Genomic DNA, 21,005 nt, shown 5'->3' on the forward strand with positions numbered 1-21,005 from the left:
CATGATGAAAACGTTGAAATCAACGCTATGCGGGTTCATGCTGATCCTTTTGCTGCCTGCCTTGCTTAGCGGATGCTGGGAAAGAAGAGAGCTCAATGAGCTGGCTTTTGTCCTGGGGTACGGATTAGATAAGGAGGGAGACCAATATAAAGTAACGATGCAGGTGGTCGTTCCTGCGGAAATCGCCACAACCACCTCAAAGGGAGGCGGAACACCGGTCACCGTTTACGAATTTAAAGTCCCAACCGTTTTTGAAGCGCTGCATAAATTTACCTTAATGAGCTCCAGGTCCAGTTACTTGGGGCATATCCGCGTGTTGGTGCTCGGTGAGGAGCTGGCCCGTGCCGGCATTGGCCCGGTGCTGGATGTCATTACAAGAAGCCGCGAGCCGCGGACGGACTTCTTCATCATCGTTGCGCGGGATGCCACGGCCTCCCAGGTGCTACGGATATTGACGCCGCTGGACAAATTGCCGGCCAACCGGCTGTTTTATTCCTTGCAGACCTCGTCCGAGAGTACGGCCAGAACGTCACCCATCACGATCGATAAATTGATTGCCCGTCTGGTAGCTGAGGGGAGAAACGTCGCATTGTCAAGCGTAGAGATTGTTGGAGACCGTTCCGTGAACGGGTCCGTCAAAAATCTGGAAAGCACGGTGCCCAAAGCAAGTCTGGAGATTCACGGCCTCGCTGTATTCAAGAAGGATAAGCTGATCGGATGGCTCAATGAAGAGGAAACGATTGGCTATAACTATATCATGGGTGAAGTTAAATCAAGCGCGGGCCCGGTGAAGGGAGAGGATGGAAAACCCATCGTGATGGAAGCGCTCCGGACTTCAACCAAACGTAAGGTCAAAATCATCGATGGGGAGCCGAATATTTACATTTCCGTACGCGCCACCGTTAATATTCAGGCTTCGCAGAGTACGGATAAGCTGGATGACGATCAAGTGATCCGGGAATTGGAGAAAAAGGCGGAAGAACGGATCATTTATCTCATGGAAAATGCGGCCGATCAAATTATTGAAAAATACAACTCCGATATTCTGGGGTTTGGCCAACTGATTTACCAATCCCATCCGAAGCTGTGGGAGAAGCTGAAGGAACAGAAGGAAAATTACCTGAAAACGCTGCCCGTTCATTATCAGGCTTCCGTGCATATCAACCGGATTGGGCTCATCGATAAATCATTTCAGGGTGACATAAAGGAGTGAGGCCGAATGGCAAACATGCTGGTCGTTCTGCTGGTTGCTGCATGCTGTATAGCTTTTGACCTGCCTTCCTTGCTTCGCTCCCGTCAATTCGGCCAACTCGCCGTGTTCATCTTGCTCTGGTTGGCCGGGATTGCGGCGACGTTATGCACTGTATTCAAGGTGCAGGTCCCCAGCCCGCTCTATTTGATCATTTGGTTATATACGCCCGTCAATGATTTTTTTCAGCGAATCGTGGGATAGATACCGTACGGGTTACGTCTTTTTGTTGTCTGATGTACGACCCAGCCTAAGATAAGAGATATCTAGGGCTGGGTCGTTTCGTGAATACAAACAACGTTATCTGAAACCGGCGAGGAATATTTTTGCAACCAATCAAACCACACATTCGTTAGTATAAGACTAGCAACATCTTATATAAGGGAGAAAATCATGAGAACTTTCGAAATATTATTAACTCTTCTGTCTTTTATCATGCTGTTTCAGCAAAAAATGCCGAGAAAGATTGTGGCAGCATTCGGAATTGCGAGCATTAGCGTATTGGCGGGACAGCTTTTTTTTGAGGGGTACAGATGGCAAATGGTTTTGATTTATCTGATCTCCGTCGCCCTCGCCTTTATCGCGATCTTCGGAAAAAGGCTTCATATCAGGATGTGGAAGCCGTTGAAATATGGCTTGTATGTTCTAACATTTGCCATGCTGGCGGTCTCCGTCTTCCTGTCTGTATATCTGCCCGTTTTCGATTTGCCTAAGCCTGACGGCGCTTATTCGGTCGGGACGAAGACGTTTCATTTGACCGATTACGGCAGAGAAGAAACGCTGACAAAAAATCCGCATGATAAAAGAGAACTGATGGTCCAAGTATGGTACCCCGCACAAGGTTTGAATGGACAGAAACAGGCACCTCTCTTTCCCGAAGACGCAAGGACATTTCACGAATATATCGAGAGGTTCGCAGATGGATTCGGCCTTCCCGCGTTTGCTTTGGACTATTGGCGCTACATCAAAACCAACTCATACGAAAACGCCACGATTTCATCAGCTGAAGCTCGATATCCAGTCGTCGTAATCAGCCACGGCTTCGGAACAAGCCGGCTGCTGCACGCTTCCCAAGCCGAGCATCTGGCAAGCCATGGATTTGTCGCAGTGGCGATCGATCATACTTACAGCACAATGGCAACGGCTTTTCTAGACGGACGGGTGACAGGCTTAACAACCGAGCAATATATGAACGGGGTTTCCGAAAACAGCAGCAAGCTCGGGAACATTTGGACACAGGACGCCGGCTTTGTCATCAACCAGTTGGATCAGTTGAATCGTGATGCCTTTGAGGGAAAACTCGAAATGGACAACATCGGGATGATGGGTCACTCATTCGGCGGTGCCACGGCGTTTAACGCCGCTTATTCAAATCACAGAATTAAAGCCGGAATTAACATGGACGGCTCACTGTACAATGTCGACGGCAAGCAGGCAATTTCAAAACCGTTTCTGTTCATGGAATCGAGCAGCTTTATGAACATCAAAAACAAGGCACTCAGCGGAAAGATTTCTGATGAAGAAATCAAAAATTCGGGTTTAACGAAAGAAGAATTCAACAAGATGATTGAGGAACGAAAAAAGGAATACAAAATCATAGATCAAGCATCAATGGTGTATATTGAAGGTACGGAGCATTACAACTTCACCGACTTGCAGCTTTATTCAAAACTTTTGAAGCAGCTCGGCATGACGGGCGACATTGACAGCGAACGAAGCGCAGATATCGTGAACCTGTACGTTTTGGATTTTTTCAACAAGCATTTAAAAGAAACCGGCGGCGGCTTGATCAGCAAGCCGAATCAGTCATATCCGGAGGTGGAGTTTCCGAAGGAATAAACCGAAAACTACAGAAAGGGTGCTGGCGGCGGCACCCTCTTTGTCTCATTAACATATACACCCTGGATTGCAAGAACTAAATATTTTTTGTTCTAGTATGATACATAGACGCCGTTTCACTGAATGGCCGCTAAACTCGACATATCGAACTGTGCAGCTTGTAACTCCGCTTCATGCGTGGCGTCGCTAATATTAGCGGAGGTTAGTTACAAATGTTGTCACACTCTGGACCGGAAGTAGTGTTTGGACAAAAGATAATCCCGAAAGTTTTTCTGCCTATTTTGAAAACTCAAACGTATGACAGGGACATAAGGAATAAACATAAAGAAAGATTTTAAAAGACTGATATACATAGAGAGAAAAGTAGCTAGAGAAAGTCGTTGACCTCAGTTAGCACGATATTCACAGAGATGCTTTTACCCCCGGGTTATCAGATGAAAAATCATGGAAGAAGCGCAGATAACAAACGCTCCAGCCTAAGGCAAAAGCTATCTAAGGCTAGGATATTTCGTAATTACGAAAATGCTGAATCCAATAAAATCCAGACAAGAAAGAGGAACCTCATGTATAAAGTTTTTAAAGTCATATGTTTTTCTGTCCTTTTGGTATTAATGAGCGGATGTGGACATGATACACTCCAAGATGCAGTCCAAGCTAAATGGAAATCACCAGTTTTTGTGAAGAACATCGATCAAGAAAATCAATTAGTAATTTACTTGGATCAGACGCAGTATGTCTTTGGAGTTTACGAGAAAAAGAATGGGAAATATTTTTACGATAATAGTCAAAGTTCAGGATGGTCAGCAAGCACTAAGGATGGAATCCCATTCTTTGTAAGTGCTGAATACAAAAAGAATATTGGCAATTTCATATGGGGAGCGGTCTATACTGACATTCCTATTGAGAAGATATTTATTGAGTATGAGAACGGACTAACACAGGAAACGGTGGCAGTGAATAACACATTTATGCTAGAAATGCCCAGCACCTTCAATAGCACTGAGCCCATAATGTTTATGGGAGAGTTATATGATGTAACTGCTTACGATAAGAAAGGGAATGAGATTGTAAGCTGGAGAAATTAATTTTTCAGGTCTTATTTAATACGCTGACAATTTATTGTCCTTTCAAATTTGCACAAGAGAGAAGTTGCTCCTGCTTCTTGTCAAAATTATAATAGATTCTAAATAACTTAGACAATGGAGGCGGGAAGAGTGTCGGCAAGGGATCAGATGATACTTTGGGCACAGGCTGATCTGCATATTGCAGATATCCGCTTTGGACGGCTGCAGCCTGACGAGCGGTTCAGCTATCGCGCTCCGGCGGGGCTCTTTCTCATTTCGGCTTCCGGAGAGGCGCGCATTGAAGCAGGGAGCCTGCGGCATAGCTCGTTGGCTGCTCCGGTTGTTCATGCCGGCAAGGGGAGTGAAATGCGGATCGACGCCTCGCCGCAAGGCTACGAATATTTCCTGTTCTTATATAAAGCGGTGCTGCCAACTGTTCTGCCCGGAGAGCTTGGTGATCCAGAGCAAGCTTTGCGGGACTTCCATTCGTGCTATTTAGTGCCGACGGGAGCGGAGAGTTACTGGCGCAACATAGCGGGCCAAATCTATCAGCTATGGCAAGAGAAGCACCCGCTGTCACGGCTGGATGCCAAGCAGCAGTTCTATTCCTTCGTGTCATTGCTCCTAAAGGAACTGGAGCAGCGGGAGGGGAGAGCAGAGCAGCCTAAGCAGGCGGAAGCGAATCTGGTCGACACCGCCGTGCGGTATATGGAAGCCCATTACAGTGAGCTATGGACGCTGGCATCCTTAGCGGAACGCCTTGGAACAAGCCCACGGCAGCTGCAAAGGGGGTTCAAAACGCGCTTCGGTCACAGCCCCATGGAGCATTTAATCAGCATTCGGCTGGAGCAGGCCAAGCTGCTACTAAGTAAGAATGAACTGCCTATCTCCCGGATCGCCGAGGAGGTTGGGTATACGGACACCTATTATTTCAGCCGCTTGTTCAAAAAATACATGGGTTTGTCGCCCCGCAGCTACAGACAAATAGGGCTGAAGGAGCATAGACCTTCAAATGAAGCCTGTCGGATTTCTCCAACTTTTCCGTCGCAAACGGTCATTGTCCCGTTTGGTGAGGATCGGTATCATCAAGGGGGGAGTGCTTTGCAGGCGTTCCAGGCCTTATTGTCGTTGACCTTGGCATGTACAAGCGGGATCGCCTGCATGGATGCGGCCGGCAAGCTGCTGGTTCCTCATTTGCGGGGTGTGCTTGAGCTTGAACGCCAGCCGCAGCGGATTGCCGTGCTTGACTACCAATATGCCGACCAGCTGCTGGCCCTCGGCATTGTCCCGGTCGGCAGCGCCATGTGCACCATAGAGATCGGCGGCTTGCCAGCCGATCTGCAAAAGCCTTTGGGGCGCATTGTGGATCTCGGGAAGAAGGAGCAGCCCGATTTGTGGGCGCTGGCGGCGCTGGAGCCGGATTTGATCGTGTGCACCTCCTTCCAGGAGGAACATTATACCGACATATCCGCGATTGCGCCGACCGTCATGCTGGACCGCAACGAAGACTGGCGACTGTCGCTGCTCCGCTTTGGAGAACTCGTTGGTCGAACCTGGCAGTCGCTGGAGCAGATCGATGCCTATAACGCCAAGCTGGAGGGGCTGCGTCGCCGGATTGGCAACGAAGGAGCTCCGGAGACGGTGGCTCTGATCCGGCCCCGGGATGGCGGAATTCGTCTGCATTCCGAAAGACATCGTACGGCACGGCTGCTGTATGATGATTTGGGCCTTGCCCTGCCGTCGCTTGCTTCGCAACAGCAGGGTACCAGCTCGCTGATTCCGCTGCAGGAGCTCTCTCAACTCAGCGCGGACCGCCTGTTCATATTGACTGACAATACGAATAGAGAGCAGATTCGGCAATGCCAGGAAAGCCAGGTCTGGAGACAGATGAGCGCGGTGCGCGCCGGTCAGGTTCGCCATTTCCATACGGCTCTCTGGACGGGGTATTATGGTCCGCTGGCTATGAGCAGGGTTGTTGACGAAATCGCCGAGGCATTGTTGCCTTCCCGCTAGTGCTTTACCAGTTGGGCCTATTAATTTGCACAATGAAGCTAGAGTGCCGGACGGAGCAAATGAAATCATTTTGTTGCAAGGGGGATATAGCAATGAACGGGGATCAATTTATCAATTCACTACGGGACAGGCGCTTATGAGCCGCCTCGTTACGCTCTCGCCGCAGGAAGCGGCGGAGCTGCAGCAGCAGTTCGGGTTAACCGCCGCTGAGGAGGCCTGTCCTCCGGATGATCCGGAGGCTTCTCTGGCCTACTCGCCATCGGCAGCGATCACTGCAGCGGCGCTATTGAAGCAAGAGAGCTGCCTTCTCTACCTTGATGAACTGGCAGCCCGACTTGGCACCGATTCGCGGCCGATCGCCGCTTCGATGCTGGCCAAACGGTACGCGGCCCTGTCCGCTGTGCCGTTTTTTTATGCACTGACCTGCTATGACCGGGCGCTGGAGCTTCCGCTGGAAGCTGTGCAGCTGCGCGTCGGAAAGGGCGCTGGTGTTCCATGGCTGGAGGGGCTTTTAGTGAGCGGGGAGCTGTTTGCTACCGGCCCTGCCGGAAGGATGCGGGAGCCGTGGCGTCTTGAAGCGGCCGAGCGCTACCTCCGCCTTCATCTGACCCCGCTGTGGCAGGCGCTCTCCCGCTATTCGGGCTTGCCGGAGATAATTCTATGGGAGAACGCGGCAGTGCGCATTTACTCCTTGTATGAAAAAAGATTGCCCGCTGGCGATAAGGCCGCGACAGCCCGTATTGCCGAGGATTTACATTTTCTGCTGAAGGAGCTGCCCGCAGAGCCATTTGGGCAGCGGAGTCAGCCGTTGGCGTTTTTTTACGGAACCGAAGGTGACACAGAAACAGCACCGAAGAGTAAATCGCCGCAGTCCCGGGTGCGGAAGACCTGTTGCTTGTACCATTGCGTATCCGCCAAAGCGGATTACTGCACGGCTTGCCCCAAGGTGGCTCGCCCGGCAAATAGTCGGCAGCTTGCTGCGGAAGCTGGAGAAGTCCGGCAGAGCAAGACGGATACGGCGTCGCAAATATGCAAAAGGGATGACGCATAAGTTCATTTTCAAGCAAGTACCCTCATGCGATAATGATAATCAATATCACTCATGATCAACTATTGATTATAGAGAACTAGGGGGAATCAGGTTCATGCAACATCTCAACAAGGACAAGCAGCACAGAGGTTTTGGGTTAAAAATGCTGTTATTATGGACGACTATGCTGGCGCTGCTGGCTGGCTGCGCGCAAAACGGAGGCAACACGGCTGCGCCGCCGCCGGCAGAGCAAACACCGACAGAGCAGACGGCAGCGCCTGCAAGCACGGATGCAGAACGGACGATCAAGCATGCGATGGGCGAAGAGGTTGTCTCGGGAACGCCGCAGCGGGTCGTTACCCTGTTCCAAGGCGCGACGGATTCGGCGCTGGCGCTTGGTGTTAAGCCGGTAGGCGCTGTGGAGTCGTGGATTGAACAGCCTTGGTACAATTATATCCGCGAGCAAATGGACGGCGTTGTAGATCTGGGCTCGGAGAACCAGCCGAATCTGGAGGAAATTGCTGCGCTCAAGCCGGATATCATTATCGCTTCCAAAACCCGGCATGAAGAAATCTATAGTCAGCTTGAGGCGATTGCTCCGACGGTCATGACCGAAGAGGTGCATATCTGGAAAGATTCACTGGCCTTGACGGCTGCGGCATTGAACAAACTGGAAGAAGAAAAGGCGTTCTTGCAGCGTTGGGATAGTGAAGTCGCCGACTTCAAGGAGCAAATGGGCGACAAGCTGAAGCTGGAAGCCGGGATCGTTGATTTCCGCGCCGACCATGCACGCATTGTCTACACAGGCTTCTCCGCGCTGGTGCTGGATGAGCTGGGGATTGCCCGGCCAGCGAAGCAACAAGGTGAGGATTGGGGCGTGAAGCTGGTGTCCAAGGAGAATATTCCGCAAATGGACGCAGACATTATTTTTGACCAAACCAGCACCTCACGGGATGACGGCCGGCTTGATCTGCGCAAAGATTGGACTCAGCACCCGCTCTGGAGCAATATTAAAGCTGTCAAAAACAACCGTGTCTACGAGGTGGATACCGCGATTTGGAACAATGGTTCCGGTCCGTTGGCCGCTGAGGGAATGCTTGAGGATCTTAAAGAAATTTACGGGCTGAATAAATAGAGACTGTTGATTCTTATAGTAGATGCGGCGGCAAGCGCCTGCGGCCTTCCTTGTAAAGGAGCTGCGGCTTGCCGTTTCCGTGTTTTTGGCTCAAGGAGCCATACAAGTCAACAAGAAGGAGGATCATGGTGAAGCCACTTTTTAAACATAATAGCGGCAGGCTGCTCGGGCTTCTGGCCGCGCTACTGCTGCTATTGCTCGCCTTCGTCGCCAGCATTGCGCTGGGTACAACATCGATCGCCCCCCTCAAAACGCTGCAGGCACTGATTCGTTACGATCCGACCGACAGCGATCAGATTATTATCGTTACGACACGGCTGCCGCGCGCGATGTTCGCGTTGACTGTCGGCGCTTCGCTGGCGATGGCCGGAGCGATGATGCAGGCGCTGACGCGCAACCCGCTCGCTTCGCCGGGGCTGTTCGGCATCAATTCTGGCGCGGTGCTGGCCGTCGTGCTGGCGCTGACGCTATTGCCGCTGACCTCGCTGTCTCAGCTGATCTGGGCTGCTTTTGTCGGCGCAGCCGTGGCCGCGTTGCTGGTATATGTGCTCGGTTCCTTGGGCGGTGGCTTGACGCCGATCCGCTTGATCCTGGCCGGCTCGGCGCTTAGCGCGCTTTTCGGCGCGCTGACCCAGGGCGTGCTGGCGCTGGATGAATCCGGGCTGCAAAATGTGCTGTTCTGGCTGGCCGGCTCCGTTGCGGGCAAAGATATGGACACCTTGCTCCAAGTGCTGCCCTATATGCTGACCGGCGGTGTCCTGGCACTGACGCTGGCCTATTCGTTAACGATTCTCAGCGCCGGTGAGGAAGTGGCCAGAGGTCTCGGGCAGCGCACCTCGCTGGTGAAGACTCTGTCAGCGGTGGCAGTCGTCCTGCTTGCCGGCAGCGCGGTTTCCGCCGCCGGTGCTATCGGCTTCGTAGGGTTGGTTATGCCGCATTTTGCCCGTTATTTTGCCGGCAATGATTACCGGTGGGTCATTCCTTATAGCGCTGTATTCGGGGGGATTCTGCTGCTGCTGGCCGATCTTGCCGCCCGCTTCCCGGTGCAGCCGGGCGAGTTGCCGCTAGGTGTCGTCACCGGCTTGATCGGCATGCCGTTCTTCATCTATATTGCCCGCACCGAGTTCACACAAAGGGGGGGAAAGCATGACGAATCCCGTACCGATGCCTAACCGCAAACTGCCTGCTTCGGCTGCTGCCCGCAAACGAAAGACGCTCACTCTGTTGCTGTTGTTGGCGCTGCTGCTGATCATCTTTGTGCTGAGCGCCTGTCTAGGTAGTAAATGGGAGTCGCCACTGGCGGTGCTGCAGACAATCTTCTTCCGCGGCGGAGATTCCGCCTTTGTCATCGGCATGCTGCGCCTTCCCCGCCTGACGCTGGCGCTGCTGGCCGGCGCGGGACTCAGCCTGGCCGGCACGGTGCTTCAAGGCCTCATCCGCAATCCGCTCGCTTCGCCGGATGTGCTGGGGATGACCGGCGGAGCTTCCGCAGCGGCGGTTGCCTTTATTACCTTCTCCGGCGGAGCAATCAGCATTCGCTGGCTGCCTGTGGCGGCGATGGCCGGGGCACTGCTCGTGTCAGGACTGGTTTATGCGCTGTCCTGGAAAAATGGAGTGGCTCCCGCCCGCCTTGTCCTGATCGGGGTTGGCGTATCCGCAGGCATGGGGTCAGTTACGATGCTGCTACTGGCATTTAGCCCAGTCACCTCTGCCAGCAAGGCTTACATCTGGCTGATCGGCAGCGTTTACGGCGCTTCCTGGCAGCAGGTGCTTACTCTGCTGCCCTGGACGCTGATCTTCGGCGCAATCGCCTGGGCCAATGCTCGCAATTTGAACGTCCATCAGCTCGGCGAACAGGCTGCTACCGGTGTTGGCGTAGCTTTACAACGGCAGCGGCTCGGGCTGATGCTCGTTACTGTGGCGCTGGCCGGTTCGGCGGTCGCAGTTGTCGGCGCAATCGGCTTCATCGGCCTGATCGGGCCGCATATTGCGCGGCGGCTGGTCGGCGCTTCCCACGGGGCGCTGCTGCCGGCATCCGCACTCATTGGCGCGTTGCTGCTGTTGCTCGCCGACACGGCCGGGCGCACGCTGTTCCAGCCGCTCGATATTCCGGCCGGTGTGTTCACGGCCGCGATTGGCGCGCCTTTTTTCATCATGCTGCTGCTGCGTCAGCGTCGCCAACCCGGCGGTTCGTGAGGGGAAATAAGCCTTCACAAAGTAAAATTGCGATATGTTATTTACGAAAGGGCAGTTGCCAATATTTGCAATTGCCCGTTTTTGTTTATACGAAATAATAATGCCAAAGCACCGAACATTTGTTCTTCTCAAGAATAGTAGATGATGGTACAATAGGAAAGAGAAGGATCATTGAAACTTAGGCATGAATTTAAAATTGCAGAAAGGAAAGGAAAATTTTAATGGATCAACGTCTAATGATCGTCAAGAATAACATTGAACAAAACGGTTGTTACTGTATGAGAAGTATGAAGAATCATTCGGGTTATCTCAAGAAAATAGAATGGACTGAGGCAAACTTTGATCAAGGATTAGAATACTTGCAAATCAAAGACGGGAAAAAGACATTGGGTTTTATAGAATATGCCCCTGGAGAATTCTCTTGGAGAGTCATTCATGCGGACAATTATATGGTCATTCACTGTATATGGGTGGGTTCTCCAGGAACAGGATTAGGTTCTCAGCTAGTTCAATTATGTTTGGAAGAAGCCAGACAACGGAAAATGAAAGGTGTAGCTGTATTAACGAATGCTGATACGGGATGGGCGCCTAGTAAAGAGTTATTTATAAAAAACGGCTTTGCTTTTGTTGAAAGTGGGCCTTATTCATTTGAACTATACGTATACTCGTTCGAGGATAGCTCATTGCCGTATTTTCCTGCGAATTGGAATGAACGTTTGGCAAGGTTTTCTGAAGGGCTGACGATATTAAGAACAGACCAATGTCCTTATTTAGAAATAGCTACAGATAACCTCATTAAAGCAGCAAATACAGCGAATATTCATCCCCATATTATTCATCTTCAAGATCGGGCACAGATGATGGAGTTATCGCCCACACTTTACGGTGTATTCAATGTTATTTATAACGGGGAGTTAATTGCCTATCATCGAATGACAGAGAGGTCTTTTTTGAAAGCTCTCAAAGAGAATGAGTAAAGGACTTTTATGAGTAATCAAGGAAGCAATCACTTCAGATAACATAATATCCACGCTATACGTCCTTGGTCCGACATGCGCCGAACACCCTGCATACGCTGGGGCGTGAATACAGGAACGATATAAGCAATTGCTTGTAACCAATATTAATGAAGATAATGGTATGTATTTGGAGGTAAAAGAAATAGAAAATGGATATCTCTTTATTTAGATCTGGACTTAATGAAGCCTCAAAAATTCACGAAATGCAAATCAAAGCATTTTTACCATTGTTAAACAAATACCGAGATTATGAAACCAATCCTGCTAATGAACCTTTGGAACGAGTGATTGATCGATTAAAGCAAGCTTATACGGACTATTACATAATACGTAATTCTAACATTTCAGTTGGTGCAATTAGAATTCAAAGAAAAGAAAATAATATTTACCGGGTAGGACCTGTATTCATTTTACCCGAATATCAAGGTAAAGGAATTGCGCAAAAAGTATTTTCTATTATCGAAGATATGTATAACGATGCGAGGTTTTGGGAGTTAGATACTATATTACAAGAGCAGGGGAATTGTTATCTCTATGAAAAACTGGGCTATAGAAGGACAGGGGAAATAAAACAAATTAATGATGAGATGACAATTGTGTCCTACGAAAAGCATTTGAAAGGTCTATAAGACCTTATTATAAGTGGCTCAGGGAGCCAGAAATTTTGATGTAATAATCATTGTTTTAATCTCTTATATGATTGTGAAGGAAAACCATTCAAATAGTATAATCAAGGAAGTAGCTCAGATACACATGACCCACACCAAGGTAGGAGTTATCTTAGGCTGGGTCGTTTCGTGAATCCAAGAACGTTATCTGAAACTAATTAGTTGTGTGAGGTGAATATGATCATTTTCTTCTTTTGGCCACTCATGATTCTATCCATCATACTGTCATTAATTGGTGTTTGGATGAAAAAGTCAAGGTTATTATTTGTGGCAGCGATTTTTATAATACCGATGTCGTTATATCTCGCGGCTACTCCGCGTTTTATGATTTGGGGATTAATTTTTCCGTGTTTTTATATTGGATCTGCATATTTTGTTAGGATTGGAAAAACTCGACATGCAATTTTGATTAATCTTCCAGTTTATTCACTTATTGGTTGGATCGGTTTTACAGTACTCAGCCAATGACATTAAGAGTGACGGCCGGATTATTGAACGGGTTCCATTACTATTTTTCAGAAGACTTACAATAAGGAGAACACAATGAAGAAAATACTAGCCAACCATTAAGGGTGAGAAAGCTAATATTACGATTCACCAGTTGTTAGCCCACACAAGTGGAATCCCACCGTGGAGTATTCGGTAATTCCTGAAGGTACCTCAGACGATATATTTGAAAAAACGATACATAATGTGTCTGACATTGTATTAGGCCGTTAAATTTTAATCACTCATTCTCGATACCCTTTCTGCCTCAATAGATTTATCATCTGCGTGAGATTAAGAGGCGTCCACCTTTTAATCTCACGCAGACGAGCTTACATTAGGAACAATAACAACAAACCTGCTGCAAGGCAATAATAGGCAAAATATTTCAGGTTGCCCTTCTCCATGATGTTCATTAGCCACTTCATGGACACATAAGTGAAAATCAAGGAAGCGATGAAGGCAGCGGCATATGGCACCCACAGCGTCGACATTTCTGAATCGTTAGCAATATCAGTGACGCTTAAAACAAGTCCGGCTAAACTAATCGGAATATATAGAAGGAAAGAAAAACGCAGCGCAGTTTCTTGCCGCATACCCACTGCAATTGAAGTGATGACCGTGGCTCCAGAACGGCTAATACCCGGGATAAGTGCTACCGCTTGAGCAAGTCCAACGATAATGGCATCCTTAAGCTTCAGATCCCCGTCACGCTTTACTCCTCGCAGATTGCGAATCAACCATAAAGCTGTCCCCGTAATAAGCAAGGTTAGACCAATCATTTTGGCAGATGAAAAAAACATTTCTATCTTGTCCTTAAAAAGCATACCAATGATACCCGCAGGAATTGTACCCACGACAATATAGACGATAAACATAAAATCAGAGCGATACTCGGGTTTTCGAGTACGCAAATAACGTAGACCATTTACGGTCAGTCTGACAAGCATTTCTCGATAAATGATAACAATGGCCAGTAGCGATGCTGTATTCAAAAAGGTTTCAAAAGCCAGTCCGCGGTGTGGGAGTCCAATCAGTTGCTGCACGACAATCAAGTGTCCGCTTGAAGAAACAGGAATTGGTTCGGTAAATCCCTGTACTGCGCCAAGAAGCAAATATTTGAGTAGTAATAACAAATCGTTCATTTACGTATCAACCTTTCTTCGTTGCGATATACCTTCTTTTTTTACATAGTCGGCATTGATGATTAGGTAAGAAGCTTATATTTGTCGGGAGAAGCGTCTTAATCCAGCATATATAAGAATGCAATGAAAAGCTAGGCCTATCAGGAACTGAACTAGATGAGCAGCCTGGATGGACTCTGTATGGCCAAGACTAAGGTAAAGCTGAAAAGGCCAATAAGCCGGAAGCCAACTCCCGAGCCAGTGCCAGGGAGCCGCCGCCAAATTTGAGCATAGTGCAACAAGAACTGAAAGACTAATAAATTTGGTTAGGGCCAGTCCTTCAAGTAATAGACCAAGCGCCGATGGATCAGAGAAGGTTAGCAAGACTAGTGAAGGAGCCATATAAGATTCCGGAATCGCATGCAAAATGCCGACATACACGGAGCAGACGATCAAATAGACCAGATAGTAACGATGCCTCCATTGATAACAAACGTCAAACCAAACAAGTCGCGTTAGTCTCATGGCGTCTTTCTCCCCGCGGCGGCGATAAGGATGTTTTCGTGGCGAGTCAATGAAGAGGATTTGTCCGTTCATCATAAAACCCACCCTGTCGCATAACTGCTCCGCCGCTTGCATGTTATGGGTCGTAATGACAATCGTCGCCCCAGCTTCACGTCTGGCTTCAATTAATTGTTTCAGATTGTCGGCATGTACGGGGTCGAGACCCGATGTTGGCTCGTCGAGAAACAGCACTTCCGGGTTGTTCAGAACGGAACGGCAATAATTAAGCCTCATTTTCATGCCTTTGGAAAAGGTCTCTACTTTTTTGTGGGCGGCGTTCACGGAACGAACTTCCTGGCCTAGCACCCGGACCGAGCCGCTATATGTCTTTAATTTCCCGATCAGAATTTGTTGAGCTGTACTCTTGCCGGCCCCCGATGGTCCCAGAAGGCCAAAGATTTCTCCTTTCTTGATCTGAAAGTGAATGCCGTGCAGCACAGGATGTTCTGTAGCAGGATAGGTATATGTTAAGTTAGTCGCCTCGATCATAAGGGGACTCTCACCGTCCGAATCCGACAGCTAACCTCGCAAGCGACATAAGAGAGGCATCCATGCCACTTGTGTCAACCCTATTTGTTTAATGCAATTCTTCAAAAGTTCCTAGATGCTACTAAATATAGCAAACGTCATATTTTGCAGACGATATTGTAGTTTTCCGGCGAAGCAACCGAGTCTGCTTACCTCAAACAGCTACCAGGCAAGGATATGGTCATCCTCGGCAGTCCTAGGCTAATTTATATATGTGAAATGAGGTACTTAGTGAGGTATAATATCAGGGAAGCGGCAAGAAAGGAAATGGCCGTAAAAATCTAATTCAAGGATGATAATACGATGAAGCGATTTGATTTAGTCAGCTTGGACATGTTTCAAACATTAGTAAATGTTGATTCAAGAATAGAACAGATATGGAAACCGATCTTGTCGAATACCTATACATACAAAGCAGCTGAAGAGCATGCTCAACTGCTGCTAGGTTATTTTTTTGAACACTGGGTGCAGTTGAAAAATACAAAGCAATTCTTTTTAATAAAGGAAGTATATGAAAGAAGTTTTGTAAGTGTGTTTGAGCATTTAAATATTTCATACGATCCCATAGCTGCAAGTAAGATTTTGTTAGATGAACATACATTGTCGGAATTTTATGAGGACACACTGAAATGCTTAGATCGGCTCTCGATAGAGTATAAAATTTGTATTATAAGTGATGCTGACGACGCAATGATCCCAGGGTTTTATCCTGATTACGGAATCGATATCTTTACTTCAGAACGATATAAATCTTATAAAAACGATGATGCTAATACTATGTTCAAAGAAATGCTTAAATTATATAATATAGACCCCAGAAAAGTTATTCATATTGGAGACTCGGTGTCGGATGTAGTGGGAGCAAAACGAGAAGGAATAATAGCATGTTGGTTAAATCGTAACAAGAAGATTTGGGATCATGAGGTGAAGCCTGACTTTGTAATAGAGACACTAAATGATTTAGAAGAGATTTTGTAAGCAAAAGATGGAAGCAGGTCACCAAGAGGGGAGAGGGATGAACATGCAAACTCAATCTGCTGTTTTAAAGATACGGCAAACTGAAGAATCAGATTTAACATTTGTTATAAGTACCGAAAACGATCAAGAAAACACGCCATATATTGGACAATGGACATTCGAACAACACTTGAACTCATTAACAAATGAAGATATGAGGCATTTGATCATTGAGAATTATAGTGGAGATAAAATTGGATATGTAATATTGACTGGATTGTTAGATTCGAATAAAGCTCTATGTATTAAGCGCATAGCTATTCAGTTGAAGGGTAAAGGATACGGTAAAGAAACATTGAAACTTATAATCAGGTGGGTTTTTGAAAATACGGGGACTCATCGATTATGGTTAGATGTTAAAGATTTTAACAGTCGTGCTAGGCATACATATGAATCAGTAGGTTTTGTCTTTGAAGGGACACTTAGAGACAGTATTTTCAAAGGAGATAGATTCGAATCACTTTCTATAATGTCTATTCTTAGCCATGAATATAGGAGCAGGAATTAGGCGGAATTTAAAAACCAAACGGTAGAAGGATGCAATCGTGATGTTATCAAATATTTTGAACTAAGTAGAGGGAAAATTATGAAAAAAATACTCGTAGCTTTGTTTTTTACTATATGTTTAACAGGATGCTCTAACTCAAACGAATTGAATCAAGGATTGAGTGAAGCTGGAAGTCAGAATACAGAGCATATATCTTACACCAATAGTACACTTGGGTTTTCATTAACAATCCCAAACACTTGGAAGGATTTTTATACCATTTACGAGTGGGCCGATGGCATTGATTTTTATTTTATTGGTGAAAGTGATGCTAGTCAAGGTTTTGATACTCAACTAGTAAAAGGCCTGTACCTATTTTCTATTGGTAAAGAGAATTATGTTCAAGAAAATGGTGATTTTCTAGACGGTATAACACAAATTGGGACAATCGAGGGTTATAAGTTTTATTCTTATACAGGTACTGATTGCTCCATGTGTATCTTAAAAGATGAAACAATGGATTATTCGTCGGAAGAACTAAATAAAATGAACAATGATTGGGAAAAGGCGGTTGTTATGTCTAGTGAGAAAGAAATAGTGTTGAGTTCTTTTAGAGTTGCTCAAGAAGATTAATTGAATTTTAGAGGATTGAAGATATACCAAGGTGGCAGGAGCCATCTGCGGGGATCTCGTAGGGAGGGGATAAAATGCACCGGAATGATGCGATTGATACAATCACTTTCTATTTTGAATCATGGGTTGAGAATGATTTCTCGAAATTCTCGCGAGTAATACATGATGAAGCCATCGTAAGAGAATGCACAGGGGCAATTATCGAAGGTAAAGATGAATTGAGAAAATGGTTCACTCAATGGAATGAAGATGGAAACAGAGTAGTGCATTGGATCATAAAGTACATTGGGTTTGATAAAGAAAGTGTGTCTGCATTTGTTGAGTGGGAATTCAAATGTATTTTCGAAGGAAAAGAATATGAATGGAATGGCGCTAGTATTGTGTATTTTAGAGATTCATTAATTATAGAGTTAAATGAATATGAAATGAAACAAGAAAAGTTTTTCCCGTATAGATAAGCCCAAAGGCATAGCACCTGTGGAAGGACGGATGACATGTGTAATTTAAAGCTCGTAAAACCTCATTTAGATCTGAAGGATGAATACCTGTCTTTTTATCAAGAATGGAAAGACTCTGGCGAAGATATGGTGCCTTGGGTCATTAGCAGGGATCCCAGTAGTTTTGAGGCAATGCTTGAATTTCTGGAGGCTCATGAGAAGGGCGTCGGGTTACCGGAGGGATGGGTTTCAGACTCCACGTTCTGGTTGATTGATGATAGAGATAGGGTGTTAGGTGCTGTAAACATAAGACATCGGTTGTCTGAATTTTTGTTTAACGCTGGCGGCCATATAGGATATGGCATTCGACCATCTGAACGAGGTAAGGGATATGCATCGGCCTTATTGAAGCTTTCGCTAGTTGAAGCTAAGAAGCTCGGGATAGAGGATGTTTTAGTTGTTTGTGATGCCTGGAACATCGCTTCAGAAAGAACCATTATTAAGAACGGTGGAAAAGCGGATAGGGATTACATTGAGGAAGATGGCAACGTAATTAGAAGATATTGGATAAAGAGTTCTTAAGAGAAAATACATACAAGAACGTTATCTGAAATTAATGCATGGGGAGAAGATTATGAGGAGAAAAATAATTGTTCTTTTTATCCTATCGGTAATTGCATTAATTTTTATTTTTTCTAGTGGCTATAGGCTTGATAGTCTAAGTGCCGCAAGAGCAAATAGTTTTATTCCAAAGGATGCAGTTCTGTTAGATCAGGTTGATTATGACTGGGGATCCGTTTTTGTTTTTAATTCGTCGGAAAAACCAATAACGGCAATTAGTTTGAAAAAAGCCGGCTTTCTTTGGGTTTCGAGAATATCAGTTTATTACTTTCACAATATGGATCCTATAAAAACGATTGGCGGTGTAACATTAGCTAATGAAAATGAGAGGGCAACTGTAATGAGTATTATAGTTGACGATCCCCGAGTTACTTCATTAGAAATAGGCCCTGAAGCAGAGAGGCAAAGTAAACAGGTGATATTAGGTGAACCAATTACTTTTTCATGGAATAAATCAATTGACTGGCAAGATCTGAATCCACAAGCATTGGACGATGAGGGAAGAGTAAGATACGAATATAGATATGCTCAATCTAATTTCATAACGGCAGAAGATTTAAGATGGTACCCGGTAGAAAGTTGAAAAAAGTAGAAGGTTGAAGCTTGTGTATTTTCGTTACATGATACATGTATAAAAAGTGAACAAGTTTAATTCGGATGATGTGTGGATACAACTGGACAGCAGTTCCACGTATATTGCAAACCAACTTTCAAATGAACATTTCAAAGGTGCATTACACTGTTCACTTTAGAGGCGCCAAACATTTAAGTCTAACCGATTTGCCTTATACTCGCATATATTAGCAAACACATGAAGTAGCAATATGAGAATTCCAATTGATAGGAGACGTAAAGCAACTCACGGCCTTCCCTTTTTGGTTAGGAATAAGTGTCACGCCTTACGCCTCCCTTTATGATGTCGATGAATGAATAGAGAAAAGCTAACTCAAAAAGGAATCTTTGACTTCATCTACGAGATCCCATTGGGACCATGCTGCTTCAAGCAGGTTACCTTGGTCATCTCGAAAATAAAAATACTTTGCTTCGCCATCCCCTAAAGAATGAATAGCCTCAACCTCAACTCCCTGACCACTCAGGTATTGATGAGTGAACTCAATATCAGGACAATTAATGGTAAATACAGGATAAGGGGAAGCATTTCTAACAATCGAAAGGGGTTTGTCATCTGATGTCTCGACAAGCACAATTGCAATCGCGTGCTTATGAGGAAAATGCAAAACGGCAATTTGAGAGCCTCTGTCTTCAAATTGATTCACTAACTGTAATCCAAGCTTGTCCCTATACCATAGAACCGTTTTCTCAATATCCGTTGTAGGTAAGTAGACGTATCCAACTTGTGTAGCTAAAAGCTTCATACCTTCCTCCTTACACAGATACCATGAATCTGTGACAATAGATTTTTCAAAGCTAAGCCAGGTTGAAAGGAAATTACTTCCTGGCTTTTATTAGCGTACCGATTTCTACACGGCTTGGCAAGTTTTTTATGGAGTCACGTTATGACCTTTTTGTTTACTCGCTCCTAAAGGTGATAAGGATTGCTTGCGACATTGACAAGTAAAATTTGACCCTGTATATTAAAAAATGACATGCGCGTCACTTTTAATGCACAGGTATAGAGTTGGCTATCCCTAAAGCGGCGCCAATGGATTATGGAGAAAAATGATTGAACAGAACGAATAGAGGTGGGGGATAAACATGAAGCGTAATGGTAAAAGAACCCTGATTGCAGTAGCCGGAGGTATAGCGCTCTCCGCTGTTGCGATATTTTTGTTGCTGAACATGTATCTCTCCCCCAGGGCAGATGCCGATGCTGTGCTGGAGTTTATTCAACAGAATCCGGAGAAGGCCGCGTTCACGATGCTTAACAACCAGGAATCGCTTGTGGAGTATCAGGCGGACCGGGCAATGCCGCTTGCCAGTGTGGCCAAAATAATCGTAGCGGTAGAGTACGCGCAGCAAGCAGCTCAAAATAAGATTGATCCCGATCAAAGGGTGTCGCTGGATGAGCTGAACCGCTATTACATCCCGAAGTTGGATGGAGGGGCTCAGGAGGAATGGGAGCAATCTCTGAGCTCGGTTATTGACCATTCATCGGTGCCATTGAGAGAGGTTGTCAAAGGCATGATATCGTTCAGCAGCAATGCCAATATGGAGTATTTAATAGAGATTCTGGGACTTGAGGCGATTAATCTTAATTTGGAAAAGCTGGGATTGCAATCACATGAGCCACTCTATCCCTTTTATTCCTCCTTATTTATTCCTTATTTGTTGATGACGGATTACGAGGACTTGACAGACAAAGAAAAAATCGAGAGGGTCAAAACGGAACTGAAGGAGATGCCTCAGGATAGGTTTCGAGAATTGGCCATGGAAGTCCATGAGAAGCTGCGGGGAGATGAGGACGGTTCCTTCCAACAAGCGGTGCAAATAGAACTTTGGTATGACGATGAAATAGATAAAATCAATTCAGATCGAATGGTTAGTGCCGCAGCGACAGATTATGGCATACTGCTGTCCAAGATCAATAGCCGGAAATACTTTACGCCGGAGGTGCAGACATATCTGGATGAAGTGATGGAAACGGCGATGCAAAGTGAAGGAAATAAGCAGCAGTTTGACCATCTAGGATTTAAAGGCGGCTCTACGAACTACATATTGAATTCAGCGATTTATGCGATTGACAAGAAGGGAGATCATTCCGAGATTGTCTTGTTTATGAATCACCTGTCTGAAAAGGAGATGGAGAGACTTTCCCGTCATCTAAACGAATTTTTATTTCGTGCATTGACTTCCGATGAGTATCAAGTCAAAGTCTCTGAAGTATTAGCTGAAGGAGGCATGGAGGGAGAATAGAATTACACAGATTGAGGTGAG

At 46.2% G+C, this 21,005-nt stretch carries 22 protein-coding genes; 19 read left to right on the forward strand and 3 right to left on the reverse strand.

The window, feature by feature from the left end; translation table 11 throughout:
• Position 1 precedes the first annotated feature (1 nt).
• The 12 genes from KI362_RS06890 to KI362_RS06945 all read left to right on the forward strand — a co-directional run bounded on the left by KI362_RS06890 (position 2) and on the right by KI362_RS06945 (position 12,174).
• On the forward strand, positions 2 to 1,213 hold the full coding sequence (locus tag KI362_RS06890; RefSeq protein ID WP_301625912.1) for a Ger(x)C family spore germination protein: 1,212 nt from the start codon (positions 2 to 4) through the stop codon (positions 1,211 to 1,213).
• A 6-nt stretch (positions 1,214 to 1,219) separates the two neighbouring features.
• Positions 1,220 to 1,453 carry a hypothetical protein gene (locus tag KI362_RS06895; RefSeq protein WP_049894817.1) on the forward strand — a complete coding sequence of 78 codons (234 nt, stop codon included), beginning with the start codon at positions 1,220 to 1,222 and terminating at the stop codon, positions 1,451 to 1,453.
• Between the two features lie 189 nt (positions 1,454 to 1,642).
• Entirely contained in the window at positions 1,643 to 3,088 is a 1,446-nt protein-coding gene (locus tag KI362_RS06900) for an alpha/beta hydrolase family protein (protein ID WP_301625915.1), read from the forward strand.
• 434 nt (positions 3,089 to 3,522) lie between these two features.
• On the forward strand, positions 3,523 to 4,173 hold the full coding sequence (locus KI362_RS06905) for a hypothetical protein (RefSeq protein ID WP_301625917.1): 651 nt from the start codon (positions 3,523 to 3,525) through the stop codon (positions 4,171 to 4,173).
• A gap of 129 nt (positions 4,174 to 4,302) precedes the next feature.
• Positions 4,303 to 6,165, forward strand: a complete 1,863-nt coding sequence (locus tag KI362_RS06910) for an AraC family transcriptional regulator (RefSeq protein WP_301625919.1) — start codon at positions 4,303 to 4,305, stop codon at positions 6,163 to 6,165.
• A 43-nt stretch (positions 6,166 to 6,208) separates the two neighbouring features.
• Positions 6,209 to 7,216, forward strand: coding sequence for an IucA/IucC family C-terminal-domain containing protein (locus tag KI362_RS06915; protein ID WP_301625921.1), 1,008 nt, complete (start codon positions 6,209 to 6,211; stop codon positions 7,214 to 7,216).
• 94 nt (positions 7,217 to 7,310) lie between these two features.
• Entirely contained in the window at positions 7,311 to 8,330 is a 1,020-nt protein-coding gene (locus KI362_RS06920) for an ABC transporter substrate-binding protein (protein ID WP_301625923.1), read from the forward strand.
• Between the two features lie 22 nt (positions 8,331 to 8,352).
• Positions 8,353 to 8,475, forward strand: a complete 123-nt coding sequence (locus KI362_RS06925; RefSeq protein WP_301625925.1) for a hypothetical protein — start codon at positions 8,353 to 8,355, stop codon at positions 8,473 to 8,475.
• A complete protein-coding gene (locus KI362_RS06930) occupies positions 8,456 to 9,502 on the forward strand; it encodes a FecCD family ABC transporter permease (protein ID WP_301625926.1) in 1,047 nt (348 codons plus the stop codon). Before KI362_RS06925 ends, KI362_RS06930 begins: the two co-directional genes overlap by 20 nt.
• Positions 9,477 to 10,526 (forward strand): FecCD family ABC transporter permease, encoded by a 1,050-nt coding sequence (locus KI362_RS06935; RefSeq protein WP_301625928.1) that lies wholly within the window; start codon positions 9,477 to 9,479, stop codon positions 10,524 to 10,526. The genes KI362_RS06930 and KI362_RS06935 overlap by 26 nt, the downstream gene beginning before the upstream one ends.
• 236 nt (positions 10,527 to 10,762) lie before the next feature.
• Positions 10,763 to 11,503: a GNAT family N-acetyltransferase gene (locus KI362_RS06940; RefSeq protein ID WP_301625930.1), complete on the forward strand. Its 741-nt coding sequence runs from the start codon at positions 10,763 to 10,765 to the stop codon at positions 11,501 to 11,503.
• A 191-nt stretch (positions 11,504 to 11,694) separates the two neighbouring features.
• Positions 11,695 to 12,174, forward strand: a complete 480-nt coding sequence (locus KI362_RS06945; protein WP_301625932.1) for a GNAT family N-acetyltransferase — start codon at positions 11,695 to 11,697, stop codon at positions 12,172 to 12,174.
• An 857-nt stretch (positions 12,175 to 13,031) separates the two neighbouring features.
• Here KI362_RS06945 and KI362_RS06950 read toward each other — a convergent pair.
• Positions 13,032 to 13,844 carry an undecaprenyl-diphosphate phosphatase gene (locus KI362_RS06950; protein ID WP_301625935.1) on the reverse strand — a complete coding sequence of 271 codons (813 nt, stop codon included), beginning with the start codon at positions 13,842 to 13,844 and terminating at the stop codon, positions 13,032 to 13,034.
• A gap of 75 nt (positions 13,845 to 13,919) precedes the next feature.
• A complete protein-coding gene (locus KI362_RS06955; RefSeq protein WP_301625937.1) occupies positions 13,920 to 14,876 on the reverse strand; it encodes an ABC transporter ATP-binding protein in 957 nt (318 codons plus the stop codon).
• 342 nt (positions 14,877 to 15,218) lie between these two features.
• Here KI362_RS06955 and KI362_RS06960 point away from each other — a divergent pair, with 342 nt between their 5' ends.
• The 6 genes from KI362_RS06960 to KI362_RS06985 all read left to right on the forward strand — a co-directional run bounded on the left by KI362_RS06960 (position 15,219) and on the right by KI362_RS06985 (position 18,693).
• The gene (locus KI362_RS06960; protein ID WP_301625939.1) at positions 15,219 to 15,893 is read left to right on the forward strand and encodes an HAD family hydrolase; all 675 of its coding nucleotides are present in this window, start codon (positions 15,219 to 15,221) and stop codon (positions 15,891 to 15,893) included.
• Positions 15,894 to 15,930: 37 nt separating this feature from the next.
• Positions 15,931 to 16,440 carry a GNAT family N-acetyltransferase gene (locus KI362_RS06965; RefSeq protein WP_301625941.1) on the forward strand — a complete coding sequence of 170 codons (510 nt, stop codon included), beginning with the start codon at positions 15,931 to 15,933 and terminating at the stop codon, positions 16,438 to 16,440.
• 78 nt (positions 16,441 to 16,518) lie between these two features.
• Positions 16,519 to 17,052, forward strand: a complete 534-nt coding sequence (locus KI362_RS06970; protein WP_301625943.1) for a hypothetical protein — start codon at positions 16,519 to 16,521, stop codon at positions 17,050 to 17,052.
• Between the two features lie 74 nt (positions 17,053 to 17,126).
• Complete coding sequence (locus tag KI362_RS06975) at positions 17,127 to 17,510, forward strand: nuclear transport factor 2 family protein (RefSeq protein WP_301625945.1); 384 nt, start codon at positions 17,127 to 17,129, stop codon at positions 17,508 to 17,510.
• Positions 17,511 to 17,546: 36 nt separating this feature from the next.
• Positions 17,547 to 18,071: a GNAT family N-acetyltransferase gene (locus KI362_RS06980; RefSeq protein WP_301625946.1), complete on the forward strand. Its 525-nt coding sequence runs from the start codon at positions 17,547 to 17,549 to the stop codon at positions 18,069 to 18,071.
• A gap of 52 nt (positions 18,072 to 18,123) precedes the next feature.
• Complete coding sequence (locus KI362_RS06985) at positions 18,124 to 18,693, forward strand: hypothetical protein (RefSeq protein ID WP_301625947.1); 570 nt, start codon at positions 18,124 to 18,126, stop codon at positions 18,691 to 18,693.
• Between the two features lie 358 nt (positions 18,694 to 19,051).
• Here the strand turns inward: KI362_RS06985 and KI362_RS06990 are convergent, their stop codons facing one another.
• Complete coding sequence (locus KI362_RS06990) at positions 19,052 to 19,486, reverse strand: VOC family protein (protein ID WP_301625948.1); 435 nt, start codon at positions 19,484 to 19,486, stop codon at positions 19,052 to 19,054.
• A 340-nt stretch (positions 19,487 to 19,826) separates the two neighbouring features.
• Here KI362_RS06990 and KI362_RS06995 point away from each other — a divergent pair, with 340 nt between their 5' ends.
• The gene (locus tag KI362_RS06995; protein WP_301625949.1) at positions 19,827 to 20,984 is read left to right on the forward strand and encodes a serine hydrolase; all 1,158 of its coding nucleotides are present in this window, start codon (positions 19,827 to 19,829) and stop codon (positions 20,982 to 20,984) included.
• Positions 20,985 to 21,005: the final 21 nt, after the last annotated feature.

This window comes from Paenibacillus apis (assembly GCF_018333295.1).
Taxonomy (GTDB): Bacteria; Bacillota; Bacilli; order Paenibacillales; family Paenibacillaceae; genus Fontibacillus; species Fontibacillus antibioticophila.

Excerpts from the sequence above, each read along its gene's own strand:
- KI362_RS06890 (WP_301625912.1), top strand. The coding sequence starts at position 2 with ATGATGAAAACGTTGAAATCAACGCTATGCGGGTTCATGCTGATCCTT.
- KI362_RS06895 (WP_049894817.1), top strand. The coding sequence starts at position 1,220 with ATGGCAAACATGCTGGTCGTTCTGCTGGTTGCTGCATGCTGTATAGCT.
- KI362_RS06900 (WP_301625915.1), top strand. The coding sequence starts at position 1,643 with ATGAGAACTTTCGAAATATTATTAACTCTTCTGTCTTTTATCATGCTG.
- KI362_RS06905 (WP_301625917.1), top strand. The coding sequence starts at position 3,523 with ATGAAAAATCATGGAAGAAGCGCAGATAACAAACGCTCCAGCCTAAGG.
- KI362_RS06920 (WP_301625923.1), top strand. The coding sequence starts at position 7,311 with ATGCAACATCTCAACAAGGACAAGCAGCACAGAGGTTTTGGGTTAAAA.
- KI362_RS06925 (WP_301625925.1), top strand. The coding sequence starts at position 8,353 with ATGCGGCGGCAAGCGCCTGCGGCCTTCCTTGTAAAGGAGCTGCGGCTT.
- KI362_RS06930 (WP_301625926.1), top strand. The coding sequence starts at position 8,456 with ATGGTGAAGCCACTTTTTAAACATAATAGCGGCAGGCTGCTCGGGCTT.
- KI362_RS06935 (WP_301625928.1), top strand. The coding sequence starts at position 9,477 with ATGACGAATCCCGTACCGATGCCTAACCGCAAACTGCCTGCTTCGGCT.
- KI362_RS06940 (WP_301625930.1), top strand. The coding sequence starts at position 10,763 with ATGATCGTCAAGAATAACATTGAACAAAACGGTTGTTACTGTATGAGA.
- KI362_RS06945 (WP_301625932.1), top strand. The coding sequence starts at position 11,695 with ATGGATATCTCTTTATTTAGATCTGGACTTAATGAAGCCTCAAAAATT.
- KI362_RS06950 (WP_301625935.1), bottom strand. The coding sequence starts at position 13,844 with ATGAACGATTTGTTATTACTACTCAAATATTTGCTTCTTGGCGCAGTA.
- KI362_RS06955 (WP_301625937.1), bottom strand. The coding sequence starts at position 14,876 with ATGATCGAGGCGACTAACTTAACATATACCTATCCTGCTACAGAACAT.
- KI362_RS06960 (WP_301625939.1), top strand. The coding sequence starts at position 15,219 with ATGAAGCGATTTGATTTAGTCAGCTTGGACATGTTTCAAACATTAGTA.
- KI362_RS06965 (WP_301625941.1), top strand. The coding sequence starts at position 15,931 with ATGAACATGCAAACTCAATCTGCTGTTTTAAAGATACGGCAAACTGAA.
- KI362_RS06970 (WP_301625943.1), top strand. The coding sequence starts at position 16,519 with ATGAAAAAAATACTCGTAGCTTTGTTTTTTACTATATGTTTAACAGGA.
- KI362_RS06975 (WP_301625945.1), top strand. The coding sequence starts at position 17,127 with ATGCACCGGAATGATGCGATTGATACAATCACTTTCTATTTTGAATCA.
- KI362_RS06980 (WP_301625946.1), top strand. The coding sequence starts at position 17,547 with ATGTGTAATTTAAAGCTCGTAAAACCTCATTTAGATCTGAAGGATGAA.
- KI362_RS06985 (WP_301625947.1), top strand. The coding sequence starts at position 18,124 with ATGAGGAGAAAAATAATTGTTCTTTTTATCCTATCGGTAATTGCATTA.
- KI362_RS06990 (WP_301625948.1), bottom strand. The coding sequence starts at position 19,486 with ATGAAGCTTTTAGCTACACAAGTTGGATACGTCTACTTACCTACAACG.
- KI362_RS06995 (WP_301625949.1), top strand. The coding sequence starts at position 19,827 with ATGAAGCGTAATGGTAAAAGAACCCTGATTGCAGTAGCCGGAGGTATA.